Source organism: Corynebacterium efficiens YS-314, from assembly GCF_000011305.1.
GTDB lineage: Bacteria > Actinomycetota > Actinomycetes > Mycobacteriales > Mycobacteriaceae > Corynebacterium > Corynebacterium efficiens.
The window spans coordinates 2,496,119-2,513,028 of sequence record NC_004369.1; the positions used below are offsets into that span (position 1 = coordinate 2,496,119).

At 63.9% G+C, this 16,910-nt stretch carries 17 protein-coding genes and 1 tRNA gene; 9 read left to right on the forward strand and 9 right to left on the reverse strand.

Translation table 11 applies throughout. The features are described 5' to 3' along the window. Positions 1-10: 10 nt before the first annotated feature. Complete coding sequence (locus tag CE_RS11590) at positions 11-817, reverse strand: ABC transporter ATP-binding protein (RefSeq protein WP_006768350.1); 807 nt, start codon at positions 815-817, stop codon at positions 11-13. A gap of 66 nt (positions 818-883) precedes the next feature. Between CE_RS11590 and CE_RS11595 the strand changes: the two genes are divergently transcribed. Next, complete coding sequence (locus CE_RS11595) at positions 884-1,294, forward strand: globin (RefSeq protein ID WP_006768351.1); 411 nt, start codon at positions 884-886, stop codon at positions 1,292-1,294. A gap of 25 nt (positions 1,295-1,319) precedes the next feature. Beyond that, positions 1,320-2,453 (forward strand): chromate efflux transporter, encoded by a 1,134-nt coding sequence (gene chrA, locus CE_RS11600; RefSeq protein ID WP_006768352.1) that lies wholly within the window; start codon positions 1,320-1,322, stop codon positions 2,451-2,453. A 5-nt stretch (positions 2,454-2,458) separates the two neighbouring features. Here the strand turns inward: chrA and CE_RS11605 are convergent, their stop codons facing one another. The 5 genes from CE_RS11605 to CE_RS11625 form a co-directional block, all read right to left on the reverse strand. Next, positions 2,459-3,094 (reverse strand): hypothetical protein, encoded by a 636-nt coding sequence (locus tag CE_RS11605; RefSeq protein ID WP_006768353.1) that lies wholly within the window; start codon positions 3,092-3,094, stop codon positions 2,459-2,461. Continuing rightward, the gene (locus tag CE_RS11610) at positions 3,094-3,555 is read right to left on the reverse strand and encodes an acyl-CoA thioesterase (RefSeq protein WP_035108867.1); all 462 of its coding nucleotides are present in this window, start codon (positions 3,553-3,555) and stop codon (positions 3,094-3,096) included. Before CE_RS11610 ends, CE_RS11605 begins: the two co-directional genes overlap by 1 nt. 195 nt (positions 3,556-3,750) lie before the next feature. Next, entirely contained in the window at positions 3,751-5,421 is a 1,671-nt protein-coding gene (gene ettA / locus CE_RS11615) for an energy-dependent translational throttle protein EttA (RefSeq protein ID WP_006768355.1), read from the reverse strand. 181 nt (positions 5,422-5,602) lie between these two features. Continuing rightward, positions 5,603-6,256, reverse strand: a complete 654-nt coding sequence (locus CE_RS11620; RefSeq protein ID WP_011075877.1) for a single-stranded DNA-binding protein — start codon at positions 6,254-6,256, stop codon at positions 5,603-5,605. 166 nt (positions 6,257-6,422) lie between these two features. Then, entirely contained in the window at positions 6,423-8,642 is a 2,220-nt protein-coding gene (locus CE_RS11625; RefSeq protein WP_011075878.1) for a cytochrome c oxidase assembly protein, read from the reverse strand. 219 nt (positions 8,643-8,861) lie between these two features. Here CE_RS11625 and CE_RS11630 point away from each other — a divergent pair. The 4 genes from CE_RS11630 (at position 8,862) to CE_RS11645 (ending at position 11,349) form a co-directional block, all read left to right on the forward strand. Then, positions 8,862-8,935: transfer RNA gene (locus CE_RS11630), tRNA-Arg, on the forward strand. A 149-nt stretch (positions 8,936-9,084) separates the two neighbouring features. Beyond that, positions 9,085-9,513, forward strand: coding sequence for a hypothetical protein (locus CE_RS11635; protein ID WP_049783620.1), 429 nt, complete (start codon positions 9,085-9,087; stop codon positions 9,511-9,513). 285 nt (positions 9,514-9,798) lie between these two features. After that, complete coding sequence (locus CE_RS11640; protein WP_006768359.1) at positions 9,799-9,996, forward strand: hypothetical protein; 198 nt, start codon at positions 9,799-9,801, stop codon at positions 9,994-9,996. After that, positions 9,997-11,349, forward strand: coding sequence for an SLC13 family permease (locus CE_RS11645; protein WP_006768360.1), 1,353 nt, complete (start codon positions 9,997-9,999; stop codon positions 11,347-11,349). Positions 11,350-11,417: 68 nt separating this feature from the next. On the opposite strand, the gene CE_RS11650 is transcribed toward CE_RS11645, so the two are convergent. The 3 genes from CE_RS11650 to CE_RS11660 form a co-directional block, all read right to left on the reverse strand. Continuing rightward, positions 11,418-11,819, reverse strand: a complete 402-nt coding sequence (locus CE_RS11650; protein WP_006768361.1) for a hypothetical protein — start codon at positions 11,817-11,819, stop codon at positions 11,418-11,420. A 98-nt stretch (positions 11,820-11,917) separates the two neighbouring features. Further along, positions 11,918-12,796 carry a polysaccharide deacetylase family protein gene (locus CE_RS11655; RefSeq protein ID WP_006768362.1) on the reverse strand — a complete coding sequence of 293 codons (879 nt, stop codon included), beginning with the start codon at positions 12,794-12,796 and terminating at the stop codon, positions 11,918-11,920. 37 nt (positions 12,797-12,833) lie between these two features. After that, on the reverse strand, positions 12,834-13,802 hold the full coding sequence (locus CE_RS11660; RefSeq protein WP_006768363.1) for an asparaginase: 969 nt from the start codon (positions 13,800-13,802) through the stop codon (positions 12,834-12,836). A gap of 216 nt (positions 13,803-14,018) precedes the next feature. On the opposite strand from CE_RS11660, the gene CE_RS11665 reads away from it, so the two are divergent. Genes CE_RS11665 through larB form a run of 3 tightly spaced genes read left to right on the forward strand, consistent with a single transcriptional unit; the run spans position 14,019 to position 16,889 of the window. Further along, positions 14,019-15,341, forward strand: a complete 1,323-nt coding sequence (locus tag CE_RS11665; RefSeq protein ID WP_006768364.1) for a lactate racemase domain-containing protein — start codon at positions 14,019-14,021, stop codon at positions 15,339-15,341. Between the two features lie 25 nt (positions 15,342-15,366). Next, positions 15,367-16,221 (forward strand): ATP-dependent sacrificial sulfur transferase LarE, encoded by an 855-nt coding sequence (gene larE, locus CE_RS11670; protein WP_006768365.1) that lies wholly within the window; start codon positions 15,367-15,369, stop codon positions 16,219-16,221. Positions 16,222-16,232: 11 nt separating this feature from the next. Continuing rightward, positions 16,233-16,889: a nickel pincer cofactor biosynthesis protein LarB gene (larB, locus tag CE_RS11675; protein WP_173362616.1), complete on the forward strand. Its 657-nt coding sequence runs from the start codon at positions 16,233-16,235 to the stop codon at positions 16,887-16,889. Positions 16,890-16,910: the final 21 nt, after the last annotated feature.

The following is a 16,910-nucleotide window of genomic DNA, read 5'->3' on the forward strand; positions in this document are numbered from 1 at the left end:
GGTATTAGATTCATGCCCCATCACCCGCCCCGAATGCGAACCACCGTCCTCGGATCTGTTCCAGGTGAACATCCATGCCGTACAGCTCACTGAGGTTGCCGGAGGTGAGGATCTCCCCCACCGGGCCGGTGGCCAGCACCCGGCCATCACGCATCATGAGCACATCGGTGGTGGTTGCCGCGATCTCCTCCACATGGTGGGTGATCATGATGGTGCTCAGCCCCTCCGTCTCCCGGCGGAGGGTGTCGATGACCGTCAGGAGGATCTCCCTACCGGGCAGGTCGAGGCCGGTGCATGGTTCGTCGAGAAGCAGCAGGGAGGGTGAGGGGATGAGCGCGCGGGCGATCAGGGTACGGGCGCGTTCCCCTTGGCTCAGTGCGGACCAGCGGCGGTCGGCGCGGTCCCCCATACCGACGAGCGCCAGGAGTTCATCACGCCGGATCAGCTGGGCCCGGGTGGGTTCCCACCGATCCAACAGACCGTTCGAGGCGGTCAGGCCAGACAGAACGGCCTCATGGACGGGGATGTCATCCAGGCGCTGCCGCGGATCCACATAACCGATGTGGCGGCGCAGCATGCGGGTATCCACCCGCCCGAAACGGTGGCCGAGCACGTCGACGGTCCCCTCGGAGGGGTAGAGCAGCGTGCCGGCCATCTTCAACAGGGTGGTCTTGCCGGCGCCGTTGGGCCCCAGCACCGCCCAGTGGGAACCCCGCGGGAACTCCAGGGTGATGTCCTCCACCAGGCGGGTGGCACCCCGGCGGACGGTCACGTTGGTGAAGGCGAGACAGTTTTCCCGCTGAGCATCGACTGGCATGGAACCCACCCTACAATCCGGACACCGCGGGTTCCGTCAGCGGGCACCGGGCCTAGACTTGATGGCATGACAAGCACGGAGAATTTCTACGACAGCGTGGGTGGCGAGGAGACCTTCAACCTCATCGTCCACCGCTTCTACGAGCAGGTGCGCACCGATGACATCCTCGGGCCGATGTATCCGCAGGATGACTGGGAGGGGGCGGAAGCACGTCTGCGGATGTTCCTGGTCCAGTACTGGGGTGGGCCGAAGGACTATTCCGAGCAGCGTGGCCATCCGCGCCTGCGCATGCGCCATGCCCACTTCCCCATCGGTGTCACCGCCGCCGAGCGTTGGTTGGAGCTGATGACCAGGGCTCTCGACAGCCTGGAGGAGGGCACCCTCACCGATGATCAGCGTGCCGCCATCTGGGATCACATGGTGCGCGCGGCCGATATGCTCATCAACTCCAATCCGGACCCCCACCAGCGGGATTGACCAATCGGGTTTAGAGTCATGAATCATGACTCGAATCCTGGAAGTGCTACGTAGTTTCGGGCTGCTCGGTGTGACGGCCTTCGGTGGCCCCACCGCCCACCTGGGTTATTTCCGCGAGGAGTTCGTGGTGCGGCGCAGGTGGCTCAGCGACACCGACTACTCCGAGGTGGTGGCCATCAGCCAGCTGCTGCCCGGCCCCGGTTCCTCCCAGGTCGGCCTGGCACTCGGTTATCACCGCGCCGGTTTTGGCGGGCTGTTGGCGGCGTGGTTCGCCTTCACCCTGCCCGCGGCCGTCCTCATGACCGCGTTCGCGATGCTTATCGACGCGCCGGACGCCGGCTGGACCCGGGGTCTCCTGGCGGCAGCCGTCGCCGTGGTGTTCCACGCCGTCAGCGGCATGGCCCGGTCCATGGCCTCCACCGCGATCACCGCCAGCATCGCCGTCGCCGCCGGCATCGCGGTGCTGGCGTTGCCCTCCACCATCACGCACCTGCTGATCATCGTGGTCGCCGGTGTGGTGGGGGCGGTGCTGCTGCGATCCGATAGCAATGGGGCTGCGGAGCAGGCCACCGGCACCCGCCCGGTCCCGGCCTGGGCCGGAGTGGGCTCACTGGTACTGTTGGCGGTTGGCCTGGTCGCCGCGGTCGTGGTCGGTGGTTTCTACCCCGCCTTCTTCCAGGCGGGTTCCGTGGTCTTCGGCGGCGGCCATGTGGTGTTGCCCGTGCTGGAGCAGCTGGTGGTGGTGCCGGGCTGGATCAACCAGACGGATTTCCTCGCCGGTTACTCTGCCGCGCAGGCGGTTCCCGGGCCGATGTTCTCCTTTGGCACCTACCTCGGTGCCGTGCACGGCGGGGTGCTGGGTGCCGTCATCGCGACGGTGTTGATCTTCCTGCCCGGCGCGCTGCTCATGCTCGCTGGCCTGCACTTCTGGGGGAAGTGGCGCACCCAGCCCACACTGCAGGCGGCGGTGCGGGGCATCAACGCCGGCGTGGTCGGCCTGCTGGCCGCAGCGCTCTATGATCCGGTGTTCACCCACGGCATCACCGGTGTGCCCACCCTGGCGATCGCCGCGGTGTGCTGGCTGGGGCTGGCGAAATGGAAGACCCCGCCCTGGTCCGTCGCAGTGGGTGCGGCCATGGCGGGGTGGGTGCTGCTCTAGGGCAGTTAGAACACGCTCAGGCCCAGACCCGTGGAGCGGTAGACGGTGCCGAAGGGGGCATCCACGCGGGTCCACCGGCCATTGACCGAGACCCGCAGGTGACGTGGAACATGATCCGGTGCGGAGAACCCCGGGATGAGGCCCAGCGAGGTGCATGTGAAGATGGTCCGCATCGGGATCTGCGCGGTCTGGCCATTGCCCTCCACGGAGATCACCTTCTGATCCATCAGTGAGGACGGCGGACCCAGTGGTCCGGAGAACTGCCGGGCCAGGGCCTGGCCCTGGTCGGCGAGCTGGCGGACCACGGTGACGGGGATGTCGTCGACAAGCGTGAAACCGTGGGCCGGGGGGAGCGACCCCGGCCAGCTCGCATCGCGCGCCGGACCGATCTCCGCGCGGTTATCGGTCAGGGCACCCAGCAGGTCCTGCGCACCGACGGTCGCTCCGTCACGTCCGACCACACCCTGCACACGCCTGGACACCGTCACATCGAAGGGCGTGGTGACAAAGACATCGACGGTGCCCTCGTCGAGCTGCCGGAAACGCACACTCGCCCCGGAGTCAATGCCGACCGCCCGCGCGAGCAGCGCCTGCAGCCCCGCAGCGCCGGCGGTGATGGTGAAGGTCTCCTGTGCAACCACTAGGCTTCGAGTGCTTCCTTCTCCTGCACCTCGGAGCTGGCGACGCGGGTGAGGACCTTGCGCTCGGTCTTGCTGATCGCGCGGGGCGCGGCGGTCTGGATGTTCACCGTGACCTGCACACACTCCACCACACAGCACACACGCCCGGTGCGGTCCTTGATCTCCTGGCGGGTGGTGAAGGAGGTGTTGCCGAGGTGGGTGACCACCGTCTCCACGATCGCGGTGGTGGTGTCCGGCAGGATCGCCCGCAGGTAGTCCACCTCGAGGTGGCGGACGAACACCGCCGGGATCTCATATCCACGTTCGCGGAACTGATCCTCCGCGAAGGCCAGGCGTGCCTCCTGGGCGATCTCGATGAATGCGGCGTTGTTCACATGCCCGAAACGGTCAAAGTCAGACCAACGCAACTCAACCTCCGCGGTGTGGAGGGACTGGTGGTTCTTCTCTTCGCTGGCTGCCATGGTTTTAACCTCGGCCTCTTTCTTATAGGGGTGTTCGTGCGTCTGGAAGCATTCTACCGACCTCGTGGGCAAGCGGGTACTCACCACAGACATATAGTCACCTGCCCAGCGGGCGGGCCCGGAAACACCACCCGCATCCCCACTCCCCGGTGCGGGGAGATGGATGCGGGTGGTGTGAACCGCGGAGGTCAGACCCTAGCGGGTCAGCTTGCGGTGGGTAACACGGGAAGGACGTGCGGCGTCGGCACCGAGGCGCTCGACCTTGTTCTTCTCGTAGTCCTCGAAGTTACCCTCGAACCAGTACCACTGGCCCTCGGAGATGTTGCCCTCCCACGCGAGGATGTGGGTACAGGTACGGTCCAGGAACCAGCGGTCGTGGGAGATGACCACGGCACAACCCGGGAAGTTGACCAGGGCATTCTCCAGGGAACCCAGGGTTTCCACGTCGAGGTCGTTGGTCGGCTCATCCAGCAGGATCAGGTTGCCGCCCTGCTTGAGGGTCAGCGCCAGGTTGAGGCGGTTGCGCTCACCACCGGAGAGCACCTTGGCCGGCTTCTGCTGATCCCCACCCTTGAAACCGAAGGCGGACAGGTACGCGCGCGACGGCATCTCGTTCTGACCAACGATGATGTAGTCCAGGCCGTCGGAGACAACCTCCCAGACGGTCTTCTCGGGGTCGATGTTGGCACGGTTCTGGTCCACGTACGACAGCTTGACGGTCTCACCGACGGTGACCTTTCCGGAATCCGGCTCCTCCAGACCGACGATGGTCTTGAACAGGGTGGTCTTACCCACACCGTTCGGGCCGATGACACCGACGATGCCGTTGCGTGGCAGCGTGAAGGACAGATCCTTGATGAGGGTGCGACCATCGAAGCCCTTGGTGAGGTTCTCGACCTCGACGACCTTGTTGCCCAGGCGTGGTGGGGTCGGGATCTGGATCTCCTCGAAGTCCAGCTTCCTGTACTTCTCGGCCTCGGCGACCATCTCCTCGTAGCGCTGCAGACGGGCCTTGTTCTTGGCCTGACGTGCCTTCGCACCGGAGCGGACCCAGGCGAGCTCGTCCTTCAGACGCTTCTGCAGCTTCTGGTCCTTCTTGCCGGCGACCTCGAGGCGCTCGGACTTCTTCTCCAGGTAGGTGGAGTAGTTGCCCTCGTAGGGGTGCAGCTTGCCGCGGTCGACCTCACAGATCCACTGCGCGACGTGGTCGAGGAAGTAACGGTCGTGTGTGACGGCGAGGACGGCACCCTTGTAGTCGGCCAGGTGCTTCTCCAGCCACAGCACGGACTCGGCGTCCAGGTGGTTGGTGGGCTCATCGAGCAGCAGCAGATCCGGCTCGGAGAGCAGGAGCTTGGCCAGTGCGACGCGGCGACGCTCACCACCGGAGAGGTGGGTGACCGGCTCATCGCCCGGAGGGCAGCGCAGGGCTTCCAGGGCCTGCTCGATCTTGGAGTCGATCTCCCACGCGTCAGCCGCGTCGAGAGCCTCCTGGAGCACACCCATTTCCTCCATGAGCTCATCGGTGTAGTTGGTGGCCATCTCCTCGGCGATGGCCTCGAAGCGCTGCTTCTTCTCGAAGATCTCGCCGAGACCCTCCTCCACGTTCTGGCGGACGGTCTTCTCTTCGTTCAGCGGTGGTTCCTGCAGCAGGATACCGACGGTGGCACCCGGATCAAGGAAGGCATCACCGTTGGAGGGCTGATCCAGGCCTGCCATGATCTTCAGGATCGAGGACTTACCGGCACCGTTCGGGCCGACGACACCGATCTTGGCGCCCGGGTAGAAAGCCATGGTGACATCATCCAGGATGACCTTCTCACCGATAACCTTGCGCACATTTCTCATCGTGTAGATGAACTCGGCCAATGTATCCCCTTTTATGCGTATTGCGTTTGAGTACTCAACGCATCAGATTACATGAGCACGCCCCAGAAAGTGACCTCGCATAAAACCGGACATCAAACCGGGCTGCGAACCGCGCAGTACCGACGACACCGGACAACCCGCAGTGGGGGTTTACCGGGGTCACCGGCCAGCGGGGAGCCGTCTAGAACGGTGCCTCCTCCTGATCTGCACCGGCAGTGGCGCCGACGAGCTCATGCTCCCGGTCGGATTCGTGGTCGGGCTGCTGCTCGGGGTGCTGCTCGGGGTGCTGGTCTCCCGGCTGCTCCCGGCGGTCCTGCTCCTGGTTCTCCTGTTCCTGGGTGGTCTCGGCGGGGGCAGCATCCCGGGCAGTCCTAGTGCGTACCTCAAAGGATGGATAGTGGGCATCGGTCCCGTCGGCAAGCTCCACCTCGTTGAGATTGCTCGCCAGCTGCGGGCGGGCATCCTTGTAACCGACCTTGTAGAAGCTCATGTCCACGCCGATCGAGGTGGCCCGCAGGCGGTTGTCCTGACGGATGACATCTTTGCCGTCCGGGGTGTCCTTCCCCTCCTGGATCACCCACCTATTGGTATAGAGGATGCCCTGGATGATCACGGCGGTGCCCTTGAGCAGGGCCTGGTGTGCGTTGACCCCGAGGCGGCCCCATGCCTCGACGTTGACGTAGAGAACATCGGAGTTCTTCCATTCACCGTCCTTGAGGTACGAGCGGGAGGAAGCGACGCGGATGCGCATGACCCCATCCTTCTTATCCGGGGTGAGGTGGTAGGCGGGGTCGTCGACGATGCGGCCGGTGATGGTGACTGGTGAGTTGAACATGGTTGTCGTGCCTTTCATTGTCAGTGTGTGGTTTCACCGCGCAGTCTGGCAGCAATCACTCACCCCGTAAAACACCACAGGCGTCAGCCTGTGGATCGTTTCGGTCTATCCACAGGCTGACGCCGGCGCGGGTGGGGCGGGCTTGACAGGGCGTCGACAAGCGCCCTTATTCTTGTTGTTTGGGCTGTTCCCGGGTGGGTTCGCCTTCTGTCTCGAATTCCGCAGCGTAGTAATCCTGGTGCATGTCCTGGCCCTGGTTGAGGCGGGCGAGCATCTGGTTGTACTCCTCCATGTCGGCGAACCCGGTTTCCTCGGCATGCTGTTCATACTTCTGCTCCACGATGCGTTCCTCACGCAGCCAGCCGCGGAAGAGGTAACCGAAGACCACGATGAGCGGGAAGGATCCCGACGCCCACGCGATACCGCCACCGACCAGCTGGTCATAGGCCAGATCGACCTCCCACGGCAGGTCCAGGCGGGTGTAGAAGTCCTCGGCGAGGATCTCCTGCAGCTGCATGAGATACACGCCGAAGAAGAGGTGGAAAGGCATGGAGAAGGTCAACCACGCCAGGCGGGAGACGTGGGTGCGCTGCACCGGTGTCGGATCGGGCCCGATCATCTCCCAGTAGTAGAGGTAACCGGAGATCACGAACACGAAGTTCATGATCAGGTGGCCCGCGTGCTCGGAGACCATGAGGTCATACAGCGGGGTGAGGTAGAGGACGTAGAAGATGATGATGAACTGGATGGTGTTGACCGCCGGGTGCAGGATGAAATCCAGCAGCGGGTTGTCCACCATCGCCTTCACCCAGTCGTGCATGGTGGGTCGGCCCGGCTCACCCGGGTCCACCGATTCGAGGATGAGGGTCAGTGGCGCACCGAGCACCAGGAACACCGGCACCACCATGGACAGCAGCATGTGGGCGACCATGTGCATGGAGAAGGTCGCCGGCATGTTCATGCCGATACCCGAGGAGACGGTGACCACCAGGGTGACACAGCCCAGGAGCCACCAGAAGGTGCGCAGGTGGTTCCAGGTCTTGCCCTTACGGTGCATAACATACAGGCCACGCAGGTAGAACGCAGCGAGCAGGATGCCGATGGTGCCGAGCATGATATCGAAACGCCACATGGTGAACACCGAGGTCAGGGTCGGTTCCTCATAGAGGTCGTAGCCCATCTCGATGGCCATGTAGGACAGGTTCGGATCACGTGGCGGTGGTGGCGGGGTGCGCCCCATGGAGATGGCGATGCCCACGACCGCCGCCATGACCAGCACCTCGACGATGGCCACGCTGGCGAACAGTCGCGAGTTGCCGGGATCCCTCCTGATCTTCGGGATCACCATCGCGCGGTGGAGGAAACCAAACCCGGCCAGCACGATGAGACCGACGGTCTTGGCCACCACAATCAGGCCATAACGGGTGGTGAACCAGTCGGACCATTCAATACGGATCGCGGCGTTGACCACACCGGAGGCGGCGATGCCGACCAGCGCGAAGGTGGCGATGGTGGAATACCGCCTGATGGCCAGATCCAGGTCCGGCCCCAGGCGCCTGCAGTGCGCGATCAGCGCCATCAGGCCACCGACCCACAACACCATGAACAACAGATGCCACAGCAGGGAGTTGGTGCCGTAATCATGGTTACCGCCGGCCGCGGAATGTCCCTCCAGGCCCTGCGGCACGATCATGGCGATCGATCCGATGAACAGCAACGGCTGGGCCAACCACCGGTGGGTGAGTAACCCGCCGACACCGGTGATGAAGGCGAAGATCGAACACCACAGCCACGCCTTGGCCACCGCCACCTGCTCGAAGGCGACCAGCCAGTTCGCCGGTTGCACCGCGACCGAGAAGGGCTGACCCGACAGATCAGACATCACCAGCGGGATCATTAGGATGCCCACCAGCCCGAAACAGAGCGCGGCAACAGCCCCCGTGCGGGCAGCAAGCGTGCCATCCACGTTGAGCACCGCCCTGCGCAGATCATTGACCCCGTCCACGGTGCGCGGACTGATCAGAAACGTCGAGGCGAGGAAACTACCCACCGACAACGCCGCGATCATCCACCCGGCGGCACGCAGGGACGGTAGACCGGCGGTGGTCACGGCACCGGGATCGGGGATACCGAGGGCCGCCAGGGAATCCGAGAGGAACCCCCACGAGATCGTGCCACCGACCACGCCCGCCACCACGAGAAAGAGGACGTAGAGCGGCCAGGTCGGCCGCACCCGACGGTTGCGGGCGGTGCTTGTCGACGCTTTATCAGCAGCGGTTGGGTTTACGGTGGGTTGATTCAATTCACTTCCAACACCGGGGGCACTTGAGGTAGAGGCACCCCGGGAACGCCCCGGAGTGCCACTGACTGCGACCTGCTCATCCATACCCCCTAATGTAACCCCGCCCCCACCGGTATCCCTAGTTTCACTTCTCGGCCGATCCGGCTGGTAGCCGAACCCGGGTGTGCGCTAAAGTTCCACCACGGGCAGTTTTTGTGGGCTTTCACACAGGAGGGTCAATAACCTTCTGCCAAACGCACCCTATATAGTGTATTTCTTGGATACGCTGACCGGGTCTTTCTTCCGACCTGGCTACCGTCCAATGCCTCCATAGCTCAGTGGATTAGAGCAACCGGCTTCTACCCGGTTGGTCGCGGGTTCGAATCCTGCTGGGGGCGCAAGAGTTTCACCAGTTCAGGGGCACTCTCCATGGTTTCGGAGAGTGCCCCTGACGCCTTTATGCAGCAATACATAAAACTCCCCGGGGATGCATTCTCCCCGCTACACTGCCCAGTACCTGACCACATTTTTCATCCCCGGAGGATATATGGGAACCACGCGGCCGCATGCGGGCAATGGCAATGGGAGCGCACTGACGCTGGGCATGGTCAGTTTCACGGTGGGTGCGGTATTCGCTGCGGCATGGATCTACGGCGTGCTGGTCATGGGCGGACGCCATGATTTTTCGCATGCCCAGGTCGCCGGGGCCAGCATCAATGTCGTGGTGGTCACCGCACTGCTGACCTATCTGGGTTATCGCATGAACATCCCTGCGACCCGGACCGCCGGAACCGTGACAATCAGCCTCAGCACGGCCTTCGGCGCTGCATTCGCCGCGATTGCGGCGCCCTCTGACTCCACCGGGTTGTGGGGGGTGGGCTTCGTGATCCTGGTGGCATGTTCACTCATGGGCACCGGTCTGATCACGGTGATAACCGTTTCAGTCCTGCGCTGGGCCGCCTCACGGAGGTCATAGCTAGTCACAGGCGGGCTTATTTCAGGGGCTACATATAATTGGCATCTAATACATACCGGGCAGAAAATTCCCCGATGCCCTACCCGGGTCTCGGGATCCGGCATCGGACCTCAGGATTCGGGCACACCCCATGAGGATCTCAGCAGACCGCTGATTTCATTTCAGGATTTGGTAAGCAATAGCGCAGGCCATCCCAGCGGGGGGAATAGTAAGCATTCCGAATCTCGCATTATGAGATGGGTCTGTACCGTGTCCCGAAGTTATTCGGAACACAGAAAGTAAACGATGAGTGAACATCAAAACGTGACGACCGGTGAGAGAATCTCCACCGCCTCCTCACAACCCGTTGACCCGATGGATTCCAGCGGTGGCCGGAACTGGTGGCTGATCCTCGCCGGGCCCGTAGTCGCCATCGTGCTGACCATCCTGCTCCCCGACAGTCTCGCCTTTGAGGGACGCGCCGTCGCGGGTATCGCCATCTAGATGGCCCTGTGGTGGATGACCGAGGCCGTGCCGATCCCGGTGACCTCGCTGCTCCCCCTGATCCTCTTCCCGCTCGTCGGGGCGAGCACCATGGAACAGGTCGCCGCGCCCTACGCCAACTCCGTGGTCTTCCTGGTCATGGGTGGCGTGATCCTGGGTCTGGCAACCGAGAAGTCCAAGCTTCACCTGCGGGTGGCGCTGCTGACCATCAGGGCTGTCGGTACCAAACCCGCCCAGATCGTCCTGGGCATGATGATCGCCTCCGGATTCATCTCCGCATGGGTATCCAACACTGCAACCGCGGTGATCATGGTGCCGATCGCCACCTCCATCATCCAGCTGGTGCGCAAGGTCGATAGCAAGGCCACCGGAAGGAAATTCTCCGCCGCCATGCTGCTCGGTGTTGCCTACGGTGTCACCATCGGCTCCACCGCCACCCTCATCGGCCAGCCCCCGATGGCCCTGATGAAGGCCTACCTGCTGGAGTCACAGGACTTCGACATGGGCTTCGGCCAGTGGATGCTGGTTGGCGTGCCGTGGGCGATCGTCATGACCGCGGTGGCCTGGTTCGTGCTGACCAAGATTGTCTTCCGTCCCGAGGTCGATGAGATCCCCGGTGGCAAGGAGATGATCCGTGAGGAATACCAGGCACTCGGCGCGATGCGCACCCCCGAGAAGCGGGTCGGCCTCATCTTCCTGATGGCCATCTTCTTCTGGGTGTTCGTCCCCTTCATCGCGGACATCCCGGTGGTCGCGGAATACCTGCCTTTCCTGTCGTCGATCTCCGACACCCAGGTCGCCATCGCAGCCGCCGTGGCGTGTTTCATCGTGCCTGCTGAAAAGCGCAGCGAGAATCCCCGCAGCAAGGCGCTGCTCGCCTGGTCGGCGTCGCGTGAGATCCCCTGGGGTCTGCTGCTGCTCTTCGGTGGTGGCCTGTCGCTTTCTGCCATGTTCACCGCCGCCGGTCTGTCCGAGTGGATCGGCAACCAGGTCTCCGGACTGGCTGACCTCCCCAACTGGAGCATCATCCTCGTGGTGATCATCGTCGGACTGGCCCTGACAGAGCTGACATCGAACACCGCCACCGCAGCCGCCTTCTTCCCGATCTTCGAGGCCGTGGCCGTCGGCGTGGGTGTGGATCCGCTCATCATGACGATCGCCGTGACCCTGGCGGTGTGTTCCGCCTTCATGCTGCCGGTGGCCACACCCTCCAACGCCGTGGCCTTCGGTTCCGGTGAGGTGACCATCAAACAGATGGTCAGGGCCGGTGTGTGGCTGAACGTCATCTCCCTGATCCTGGTCATGATCGTGCTGTACACCCTGGTGCCGCTGGTGTTCAACGTCAGCGTCTAGAAGCGGTCGACATTCCCCTGTCACCATGAGAAGCCCCGGTGGTCCCAACCACCGGGGCTTTCCCGTCGTTATATACCGAGAAGATGCCCACCCCGAGCTGCGAGGTGGTAGCCCGGGTCGATAGTGGTGACCACCGTTGCAGCAGAGGCGAAGGAGCGCACACCGAGGGCAAATGCAGCCAGCTTCATATGGCCCGGCAGGTGGGTGACCGCACCGAGCACCGGTGTCGACCCCTCCGGGATCATGGACGGGCAAGCCAATTCCCCCTCCGGGGCATCAACCCGTGACGGAGCGGGTACGGTGAGCAGGGCCTCCTCCAGGTGTTCCCACCCGGGGAGACGGACATGTGGAACCAGCGCGTCGCAAAGCTCATCGAGGGTGGATGCCGGTGTGGTCACCCCGGTGCGTCCCCTGACCATCCAGCCCCGGGAAATGGCGTCCACGGTGACGGTGGGGCACACGGCCGTCATACACCGGGCGATGTCCCTGCGACGGAGTGGCCCGGCTACCACCGGCCCGGCCCAGTCCACCTTGATTCCACATGCTCCGCACATTCAGGTCCCCGGGATCAGGATCGTGGGTTGGCCGCGATGAAATCATCGGCGATGGCATCGAAGGTGGCGAACTCAACACCCTCGTGCGTCTTGAAATGATCGATCAACCGTTCCAGCATGAGCAGCACCTGCGGCCGACCGGAGACATCCGGGTGGAGGGTGATCGGGAAGATCGCATTGTCATATTCGCGGTAGACCCAGTCGAACTGATCCCGCCACAGCTCCTCGATATCTCGGGGGTTGACAAAGCCATGGCTGTTCGGGCTGGACTTGATGAACATCATCGGGGGTAGATCGTCCAGGTACCAGCTGGCGGGGATCTCCACCAGGTCGGTTTCCTCACCACGGACCAGGGGTTTCATCCATTCCGAGGCTGGCTTGTCGTAATCGATCCTGGTCCAGGAATCACCCACCCGCACGTAGTAGGGCTCGTGATCACGGTGCATGAGGGAGTGGTCATACTTGATGCCCCGGTCGATGAGGAGCTCGTTGGTCACATGTGAGAACTCCCACCAGGGTGCGACGTAGCCTGTGGGTCGGTTGCCGGTGCGCCTGGTGATCAGCTCGATGCAGTAGTCGAGGATCTCCTCCTCCTGCTCACGGGTCATGGCCAGCGGGTTCTCATGGGAGTAGCCGTGGACGCCGATCTCGAAACCCTCGTTGGCGGTGAGATCGAATTGCTCGGGGAAGGTCTCGATCGAATGGCCGGGCCAGAAGAAGGTGGCCGGCAGGTCGTATTTCCTGAACAGGTCAACCAGGCGTGGGATCCCGATTTCGCCGGCGAACATTCCCCGCGAGATATCACCGGGTGAGTCCTCACCGCCGTAGGAACCGAGCCAGCCGCCGACGGCATCGACATCGACACCGAATGCAATGGTGATCTTCTTGGACATGAGTGGAGCCTTTCTGTAGTGGGAAGTGGATAACCGATCAGATATAGGGAGCCACCATCGACGAGGACACGATGCCGTGAATGGAGATCAGATGGGCGAGCAGGATCCGGGCCTGGGGCCACGGCAGGTCACCCAGTAACAGGGCACCGGCGTCCGCCAGGTCCGAGGCGCCACCGTTGCCATAGAGCGGACGAACCGGACCGCCGACCGCGCGGAAGCTGACCCCCACGGTGATGTCCCGGCTCACAGCCTCCGCCACCCATGACCGGATCTCCTGATTGCCGTTACCGGCACCGGTGCCCAGAATGACCACACCTCTGGCACCGGCTGCCACCGCTGCCCGAGCGGCGGTGGCGTCCGCTCCGGGATGGGAGACAACAACATCCACCCGGGTGTCATCGAAGCCCCTGTCGGGTGGCGGAAGTGCCGGACCCCTGCGTGCGGTGGCGTGAAACCCCACCGCCCCGCCGGTGACATAGCCGAGGGGCCCTGTGCCGCCGAAGGGCGACGGGTCAATGGTGTGGAGTTTCCGGGTGCCACGGGCAGGGTGGATCCCACCGGCGAATGCAATGAGGACCCCCTGTCCCCGCGCCTCGGGGGCTCCTGCGACGGTGATGGCGTCCACCAGGTTGATATCCCCGTCGTATCCAATGCCATCATTGGATCGCTGGGAGCCGGTGAGTACCACGGGTTTGTCACTGTCGTGGATCAGGTCCAAAAGGTAGGCCGATTCCTCCATGGTGTCGGTGCCGTGGGTCAACACCACACCGTCCACGCCCTCGTCCCGCAGCGCGTCTGTGACCGCCTCGACAATCAGCCGTAGGTCCCGATGTGACAGGAGGAAGGAATTGGTGGTGAGGACATTGCGTCCACTCACCGTGATGCCACTGACCTCCACCTTGTTCAGGAGCGCATCGATACCTTCGGTGGCGACGGCACCCGATCCAGACGGCCCGGCTGTCGACGCTATGGTCCCACCCGTTGCCAGGACGAGGACGTGGGTCATAGAGCACCTCTCTTCTTCTTTTCCCGCACTTTCCCTGCGAGCTGGGACACCAGAAACGAAAAGCGGACACCACGTCACATAGAACAAAGTTAATGGATTGGCCCGCTGTCACAGCGGATGAATGTTTCCCAATCGTTAGGAAGGCTGACCCCATCACCGCCTGCAACAACTGGCAAGGTGTTGAAAAGTACCTGGCCACCGAGAACACTGAAAGGTATGAACAACGAAAGTCTCACCCTGCCCGTCCCGGCGGGTCTCGCCGAGTCCGCGGCGCTGCTGGGCAGTGCCACCAGCCATCTCACCGCCGAGCAGGCTCGTGATTTCGTCATCGAGCAGGTGTCCGGCGTGGATGTGGAGGGCAAGAATGTCTGCATCATCATCCCCGACGGCACCCGATCCGGCCCGCACGGCCTGATGATCCAGGCGGCCTATGATGCCATCGCGGAGCGCGCGGGGTCCATCACCATCCTCATCGCCCTGGGTACCCACGCCGCGATGGAGGAGCCGGCCGTCGCAAAGCTTCTCGACGTCCCCCCGGGCCGCATCGGTGAGCGCTTCCCCAAGGCGCAGGTGCTCAACCACGACTGGCAGAACCCAGAGGCCATCGCCACGCTGGGTACCGTGCCCGCCGCGGAGATCGAACGCCTCACCCGCGGTCTCCTCACCGACCGTGATATGGCCGTGCAGATCAACAAGATCGTCGCGGAGGCGGACATCAACCTGGTGGTCGGCCCCGTCTTCCCGCATGAGGTGGTGGGTTTCTCCGGCGGCAACAAGTATTTCTTCCCCGGCTGTTCAGTCCATGATGTCATCGACATCTCCCACTGGGTCGGGGCACTGATCACCGCCTCCGATATCATCGGCACCCTCGGGATCACCCCGGTGCGCCAGCTCATCGACACCGCCTCCGACATGATCCCCGGTGAGAAACTCGCCATCACCTATGTGGCCACCTCCGCCAAGGGGGGTGGTTCCAACCTGCACTCGGTGGCGTTCGGCACCACCCGGGCTGCCTGGGCCGCCAATGCGCAGATCGCGTCACGCACCCACATCAAATGGATGGACCGGCCCTACCCGCGCATCGTGTCCAAGGTCCCGGAGATGTACGAGGACCTGTGGACCGGAGCCAAGGGTGTGTACAAGATGGAACCGGTCTGCGCCGACGGCGGCGAGATCATCGTCTACGCCCCACACATCACCGAGATCTCCGAGATGCACCCCGGCATCGGCAAGATCGGATATCACTGCATCGACTACTTCACCAAGCAGTGGGACAAGTTCAAAGACCACCCCTGGGGTGAGATCGCGCATTCCACCCACGTCCGCGGCCTGGGCACCTATGATCCGGAGACCGGTGAGGAGAAACTGCGCATCAACATCACCCTGGCCTCCCAGGTACCCCCGGAGGTGTGCGCGGCCTACAACCTCGGCTACGCCGATCCCGACACCCTCGACTGGGCCGCCTTCGAGGCCGACCCCGACACCCTCGTGGTGGAACACGCAGGCGAGATCCTGCACCGCCTTGAATCCCAGCACTGACCTGACCCCGAAAGTTCCCCGCCTCATGTCTCTCCCCCAGCCGGCTCCCGCCGCCGGTGACCTCATCGACCGCGTCGCCGCGCACCTGCCCACCACCGGCAGGCTCGGCATCGCCTACTCCGGCGGCGTGGATTCCGCGACGCTGCTCGCCATCGCCCACCACGTCCTGGGCCTCGACCGCACCCTGGCCATCATGGCGGTCTCCCCCTCCCTGGCCGCCCGGGAGAAGGCGATGGCGCTGGACACAGCCACGTTCATCGGCACGGAGGTGCTCCAGATCCGGACCAACGAACAGGCCGTGGCGGGGTACCGCGACAATGATGTGGACCGGTGCTATTTCTGCAAGAACGAGATGTTCGAGCGGATTGATGAGGGGGTCGTCGACAAGCACAACCTGGTGGCGGTAGCGTACGGCGAGAACGCCGACGACTCCCGTCGCATCGACCGACCCGGCGCGCGGGCCGCCACCGAACACGGGGTGCTGCGCCCACTGTCGGAGGCCGGCCTGACCAAGGCCGATGTCCGTGCCGTCGCCCGGGCATTCCAGCTGCCCGTCGCCGACAAACCCGCAGCCCCCTGTCTGGCGTCGCGCATCCCGCACGGCCAGGAGGTCACCGAGGCCAAACTCAAGCAGATCGAGGCGGTGGAACTCACCCTGTATGAACTGGGGTTCAGCGATTCCCGCGTGCGCCACCACGGCGACATCGCCCGCATCGAGCTGCTTATCGACGAACTCCCCCGCGCCACCACCCCCGACGTGGCCCGACAGATCCAGGCGTCCGCGAGCGCAGCCGGCTTCACCTACGCTGTGGTGGATCTGCGCGGCATCCAGTCCGGCGCCATGACGCTGTCCATCCTCAACGCGAAGGGAACCCTGTGACCGACGAGCGCATGAAAAAAGTAGGCGATTTCGCACACCTGGATCTGGACCGGGTCCGCCGCCGTGGGTACCCGGAAGCGATCTACTGCGAGAGCAAGACCGTGGAGCAGGTCGCCGCAATTGCCGCGAGCCTGCGGGAGGTGGACCAGACCACGCTGTTCACCCGCGCCAACCCGGACCATGCGGCCGCCGTGATGGAGGTGCTGGATGATGTCTTCTATGACCCGGTGGCTGGTTTCCTCGCCTATCCCGCGGCGGCACCCGAACCGACCGGGGTGTCGGTGCTGGTGCTGTGCGCCGGAACCTCCGACCTGCCGGTGGCCAGGGAAGCCCTGCACACCGCTAGCTACCTGGGCCGGTCGGTGTCACTGATTGCCGATGTCGGTGTCGCCGGCATCCACCGCCTGCTCAGCTACGAGGCCGAACTGCAGGCTGCGGGGGTCATCGTCATCGCCGCGGGCATGGACGGGGCCCTGCCGAGCGTGGTGGGGGGCCTGGTGTCCTGCCCCGTGGTGGCCGTGCCCACCTCCGTGGGATACGGCGCCGGGGCCGGTGGCATCGCTCCCCTGCTGACCATGCTCAACACCTGCGCGCCGGGTGTGGGAGTGGTCAACATCGACAATGGGTACGGTGCCGGGCATCTGGCTGCGCAGATCGCGGCCCGTTGACCTGTTTTTCTTCCCACCCTG

Coding starts and splice junctions, on each gene's coding strand:
- CE_RS11590 (WP_006768350.1), bottom strand. CDS start 817: ATGCCAGTCGATGCTCAGCGGGAAAACTGTCTCGCCTTCACCAACGTG.
- CE_RS11595 (WP_006768351.1), top strand. CDS start 884: ATGACAAGCACGGAGAATTTCTACGACAGCGTGGGTGGCGAGGAGACC.
- chrA (WP_006768352.1), top strand. CDS start 1,320: ATGACTCGAATCCTGGAAGTGCTACGTAGTTTCGGGCTGCTCGGTGTG.
- CE_RS11610 (WP_035108867.1), bottom strand. CDS start 3,555: ATGGCAGCCAGCGAAGAGAAGAACCACCAGTCCCTCCACACCGCGGAG.
- CE_RS11620 (WP_011075877.1), bottom strand. CDS start 6,256: ATGTTCAACTCACCAGTCACCATCACCGGCCGCATCGTCGACGACCCC.
- CE_RS11625 (WP_011075878.1), bottom strand. CDS start 8,642: ATGGATGAGCAGGTCGCAGTCAGTGGCACTCCGGGGCGTTCCCGGGGT.
- CE_RS11635 (WP_049783620.1), top strand. CDS start 9,085: ATGGGAACCACGCGGCCGCATGCGGGCAATGGCAATGGGAGCGCACTG.
- CE_RS11640 (WP_006768359.1), top strand. CDS start 9,799: ATGAGTGAACATCAAAACGTGACGACCGGTGAGAGAATCTCCACCGCC.
- CE_RS11645 (WP_006768360.1), top strand. CDS start 9,997: ATGGCCCTGTGGTGGATGACCGAGGCCGTGCCGATCCCGGTGACCTCG.
- CE_RS11650 (WP_006768361.1), bottom strand. CDS start 11,819: ATGACGGCCGTGTGCCCCACCGTCACCGTGGACGCCATTTCCCGGGGC.
- CE_RS11655 (WP_006768362.1), bottom strand. CDS start 12,796: ATGTCCAAGAAGATCACCATTGCATTCGGTGTCGATGTCGATGCCGTC.
- CE_RS11660 (WP_006768363.1), bottom strand. CDS start 13,802: ATGACCCACGTCCTCGTCCTGGCAACGGGTGGGACCATAGCGTCGACA.
- CE_RS11665 (WP_006768364.1), top strand. CDS start 14,019: ATGAACAACGAAAGTCTCACCCTGCCCGTCCCGGCGGGTCTCGCCGAG.
- larE (WP_006768365.1), top strand. CDS start 15,367: ATGTCTCTCCCCCAGCCGGCTCCCGCCGCCGGTGACCTCATCGACCGC.
- larB (WP_173362616.1), top strand. CDS start 16,233: ATGAAAAAAGTAGGCGATTTCGCACACCTGGATCTGGACCGGGTCCGC.